This window comes from Flavobacterium sp. UBA4854, assembly GCF_002399805.1.
Classification (GTDB): Bacteria; Bacteroidota; Bacteroidia; order Flavobacteriales; family Flavobacteriaceae; genus Flavobacterium; species Flavobacterium ginsengisoli.
This window is the reverse complement of record NZ_DHEI01000107.1, coordinates 9,028-13,227: the sequence shown is the minus strand read 5'-3', so window position 1 is coordinate 13,227 and position 4,200 is coordinate 9,028. Positions and strand designations below refer to the sequence as shown.

General features: G+C 32.6%; 6 protein-coding genes. 4 read left to right on the top strand and 2 right to left on the bottom strand.

The features are described 5' to 3' along the window. The 4 genes from B3J44_RS15890 to B3J44_RS15875 form a co-directional block, all read left to right on the top strand. Positions 1-1,731 (top strand): cation:proton antiporter (locus tag B3J44_RS15890; protein ID WP_286969597.1); only part of this gene is annotated, 1,731 nt, incomplete at its 5' end. A 12-nt stretch (positions 1,732-1,743) separates the two neighbouring features. Next, positions 1,744-2,202: a hypothetical protein gene (locus tag B3J44_RS15885; RefSeq protein ID WP_286969596.1), complete on the top strand. Its 459-nt coding sequence runs from the start codon at positions 1,744-1,746 to the stop codon at positions 2,200-2,202. Between the two features lie 3 nt (positions 2,203-2,205). Continuing rightward, positions 2,206-2,631, top strand: a complete 426-nt coding sequence (locus tag B3J44_RS15880; protein WP_286969595.1) for an SMI1/KNR4 family protein — start codon at positions 2,206-2,208, stop codon at positions 2,629-2,631. Positions 2,632-2,646: 15 nt separating this feature from the next. Beyond that, positions 2,647-3,009, top strand: coding sequence for a glyoxalase (locus B3J44_RS15875; protein WP_286969594.1), 363 nt, complete (start codon positions 2,647-2,649; stop codon positions 3,007-3,009). A gap of 1 nt (position 3,010) precedes the next feature. On the opposite strand, the gene B3J44_RS15870 is transcribed toward B3J44_RS15875, so the two are convergent. Together B3J44_RS15870 and B3J44_RS15865 are read right to left on the bottom strand one after the other, a co-directional pair. After that, positions 3,011-3,694, bottom strand: coding sequence for a 2'-5' RNA ligase family protein (locus tag B3J44_RS15870; protein ID WP_286969593.1), 684 nt, complete (start codon positions 3,692-3,694; stop codon positions 3,011-3,013). A gap of 8 nt (positions 3,695-3,702) precedes the next feature. Continuing rightward, positions 3,703-4,071: an iron chaperone gene (locus B3J44_RS15865; protein WP_286969591.1), complete on the bottom strand. Its 369-nt coding sequence runs from the start codon at positions 4,069-4,071 to the stop codon at positions 3,703-3,705. Positions 4,072-4,200 lie beyond the last annotated feature (129 nt).

Below are 4,200 nucleotides of genomic sequence, written 5' to 3'. Positions count from 1 at the left end.
CACACTTTGGTTGCTTACCCGATTGTAAGCAAGTTGGGAATTGCTAAAAACCAAGCGGTTGCCATTACAGTCGGCGGAACTATTTTGACCGATACTGCAGTTTTGATTATCCTAGCGGTAATTATGGGAAGCAGTCAAGGGAATTTGAATCAGGCATTTTGGGTTAAATTAATTGTTTCTTTAGCCATTTTTTCTGCGATAATGTTTATGATTATTCCACGTGTTGCAAAATGGTTTTTTAAGAAATTAGAAAGTGAAAAACACGCTCATTATATTTTTGTGCTTTCTGTGGTTTTCTTTGCCGCATTTTTGGCCGAGGTAGCAGGAGTAGAGCCAATTATTGGTGCATTCGTTGCAGGTTTAGCGCTTAATCCATTAATTCCGCATTCTTCTGCGTTGATGAATAGAATTGAATTTATTGGAAACTCCTTATTTATTCCATTTTTCCTGATTTCTGTTGGAATGTTGGTAGATGTAAGCGTTATTTTAAGCGGACCAACAGCTTTGATCGTAGCCGGAACTTTGAGTGTTGTAGCAATTTTTGGAAAGTGGATCGCAGCATTTTTTACTCAAATTGTTTTTAAATACACTAGAACAGAAAGACAGCTTATTTTTGGATTGAGCAGTGCGCATGCAGCGGCAACTTTGGCAGTAATTTTAGTTGGTTTTAAAGCTAAAATTTTAGACGAAAATATTTTAAACGGAACTATCATCCTAATTCTTATTACGTGTATAGTGGCTTCGTTTGCAACTGAAAAAGCAGCGAAAAAAATTGCCATCTGCGAAGAAGAAATTTCACATGAAGACGCCGACAAAGATCAAATTTTAGACGAACATATTTTGATTCCGTTAGCAAAATCTTCTGCTGCGGCAAGTTTATTAGATTTTGCTCTTTTGATAAAAGATAAAAAATCATCTAATCCAGTTACTTTATTAACGATTGTTCCAAACAATAATCAGGCAGAAAAGAACATTTTAAAATACAGAAAAGCAGCCGATAAATTTGTAATTCAAGGATCGGCTTCAGAAGTAAAAATTAATACGATTGCCAGAATCGACCATAATCCTGCGAGCGGAATTGCAAGAACGTCAAAAGAAATTATGTCGGATATTGTGATTGTGGGCTGGCCAAGAAAGACCGGATTTATTGATAAAATTTTCGGAGAGAATGTAGATTCGATAATAAATAATGTAGATAAGACTTTATTTATCTGCAGGTTTCAAAAGAATTTTATTGAAGAAAAAAGATTGGTTTTTATTTGTCCGCCGTTTTCAGAAAGAGGAATTGGTTTTCATTTGTTAATGCAGAAAGTGAGCCGTTTGTCACAAGAATTAAGCATTCCGATTGTGATTTATGCTGAAAAGAAAACGCATGAAGCTATTCAGCAAATTGGTTCTAATTTAAAACTGAACAGTAAATTTGGTTTTAAAAATGTTTCTGATTGGGAAAATTTTGAAGTAATTTCTGAAGACATAAAACCAACCGATTTTATTATTGTCAATTTATCTCGAAAAGGTTCTGTTTCTTACCAATCAATCTTTGATAAATTGCCAACAAAGTTTGAAAAGTATTTTGACAGCAATAATGTAATGCTTGTTTATCCGCAAGACGACAGAAAAGAAAGCGCAATGGATGCTTACGAAGATTTTACTGCATCGCCTTTAGCAAAAGGTATTGAAGCGATAGAACAAATCGGGCGTGGTTTAGGAAGTATTTTGAAGAAAGGCTAAAATCGAATCTTCATGAAAATTTCAACTATTTTGCTTGTTTTGGCTCTCGCTTTTATTTCTTTGAATTGCAATAAAGTTAAAGAAGATGTGAATTTAAATTCTGAAATAGCATTTAAGAATGATAGCGTTGTAAAACCTGTAAAAATAGAATTGCCTGAGAGTTTTGACGAATTCAATAAAAAATTCCATTCTGATTCTCTTTTTCAGGTTTCGAGAGTTGATTTTCCAATTGAAGGACAACATGTTTCAGGTTTTGAGCAGTACAATTGGACAAGAAAGAATTGGCAGTTTCAAGCAATTCCCGTTGCCGAAAAATCGGAAATAGAAGAATATCAGCATTCATTAGTAAAAACAGATACCTTAATTACAGAAAGATTTTGGATTCCTGACAGTGGTTTTGAAGTAGAAAGACAGTTTAAACTCATTCAGAATAAATGGTTTTTAATTTATTATAACGACATAAATTTATAGTATATGGAGACTTTAGATGAGATTTTGCAGAAGTATCGTTTTCCTAAAAGAAAAATAGAATCTTCAGTTGATATTGAAGATATTCAAGCACATTTAAAATTTGATCTTCCTGAAGATTATGTTTTTTATGTCGAAAATTATCTTGGAATCGATCAGTTTATTGGAGCTGAGTTTATAAAACTTTGGAGCCTAGAAGAAATTATTAATGCTAATTTGGAATATCATATTTTTGAAAAACTGCCCCAAACATTAGCAATAGGTACAAATGGAAGTGGAGAATTTATTGGAATTGAATTTGAAGATGATAATTCTTTAAAAATTATTCTTTCGCCTTCTATAGATTTGGACACAAAGTATCATGTTGAAATAGGAAATTCATTTACAGATTTTCTCCTTCGACTTGATAATGGAGTAGAATGGTTTTTATAAATTTAAATAGATTATATGAATCACAATGTTAAATCTATCAGACCGTTTATTGGCGCTAAGAACTTTGAAGTTTCAAGAAGTTTTTATCGTGATTTAGGGTTTGAAGAAACAGTTTTAGAATCTAATTTTTCAGTTTTTAAAACAGGAGAAATCGCTTTTTACCTCCAAGATTACTATGATAAAAGCTGGATTGAAAACACTATGGTTTTTCTTGAAGTGGATAATGTCGAACGATATTATAGCGAACTTTTTGCTCTAAATCTTCCTGAAAAATATGAAGGAGTAAAATTAACTCCGATAAAATATTTAGATTGGGGGAGTGAATGTTTTCTGCACGATCCTTCGGGAGTTTTATGGCATTTTGGGAAATTTAAGTAAATCACCTCAATCCAAAATCACCCAAAACGCGTGTCGTACTTTTACGCTGATACCAATCATTGTAAACCAATTCTAAGTTTTTAACCTCAAATTCTCCAAAATCATAATCACGAAATTTTTCGGCTATTTCTATTAATTTTTTCGGATCATGGAGTTTTTCCTGAAAACGCATTACAGTTGAATGTGCTGTAGATATAGAATAACGGCTGTCTATACTTTGTTGTAATCCTGAATTTTTGAAATTTTCGCGAAGTCTATTTCGTAAATTATTTAGAGTTTCATCGCTTGGAAATCCTTGAATCATAAGAGCAGACGGAGAAGCAGTTACTCCTTTAAAATGAATTTGAATTTTCTCAACATCAACAAGGCTTCTGCAGATTACTTCTATATATTCCTTTGCCGAAATCTGATTTAAAGTAAAATCAGAAGAACAAGAAATAATAGACATAACTGTAATATGAATATCTGAATCAGGGTAAAAATATTGCTCAGGTTCTGCTTTTCTTAATTCGTTTAGGAACGAGTGAATATTTGCTTTAATTTCATCATTTGGTCGAATAAGCAACGTGATTCCAAAACGAGAATCGGATTCATTTTTAAGTTCAGAATCAATTGAATATTTTCCTATCGAAATAATCTCAGAAGAGGTTTTGTAAAGTTGGTCGTAGTGTTGGGTTAAATTCATTTGTGGTTTTATTTCTTTTTGGCTTTTGCCAGATTTTCTTTGACTCTAAATTTTACAATTTCAGTAATTAAGTCATAAGGCATTGGGTCTTTGAGAGGAAATTGTACAGAACCTTTTCCCGATTTATATTTAGAGAGTTTTGCAGCAAAAGCTTCATGTCCGCTTGGCAAAGCATAAAGTCCGATATGGTTTTTAAAAGCAGCAAAATAAACTACAATTCCATTTTGCTCAAAAGCGGGCATCGAATAACTAATTTTCTCTTTAGCATCAGGCGCCGCTTTCTGAATGGTTATTCTAACTTTCTCCAAAATTTCTTGAACATCATTCGGAAATCCGCCAATGTATTCATCTATATTTTCTGGTTTTTTAACTTCCATGACATTTTTTTGTTTCAGGTTTCAAGTTTCAAGTTGCTTTTCTTTGTGGCTAGTTTTTTAACCGCAAAGGGCGCAAAGTTATTTTATTAAGAGACTAAATAGAATCTAGATATAAAGTTCGCAAAGTTT

Coding starts and splice junctions, on each gene's coding strand:
- B3J44_RS15875 (WP_286969594.1), top strand. CDS start 2,647: ATGAATCACAATGTTAAATCTATCAGACCGTTTATTGGCGCTAAGAAC.
- B3J44_RS15880 (WP_286969595.1), top strand. CDS start 2,206: ATGGAGACTTTAGATGAGATTTTGCAGAAGTATCGTTTTCCTAAAAGA.
- B3J44_RS15885 (WP_286969596.1), top strand. CDS start 1,744: ATGAAAATTTCAACTATTTTGCTTGTTTTGGCTCTCGCTTTTATTTCT.
- B3J44_RS15870 (WP_286969593.1), bottom strand. CDS start 3,694: ATGAATTTAACCCAACACTACGACCAACTTTACAAAACCTCTTCTGAG.
- B3J44_RS15865 (WP_286969591.1), bottom strand. CDS start 4,071: ATGGAAGTTAAAAAACCAGAAAATATAGATGAATACATTGGCGGATTT.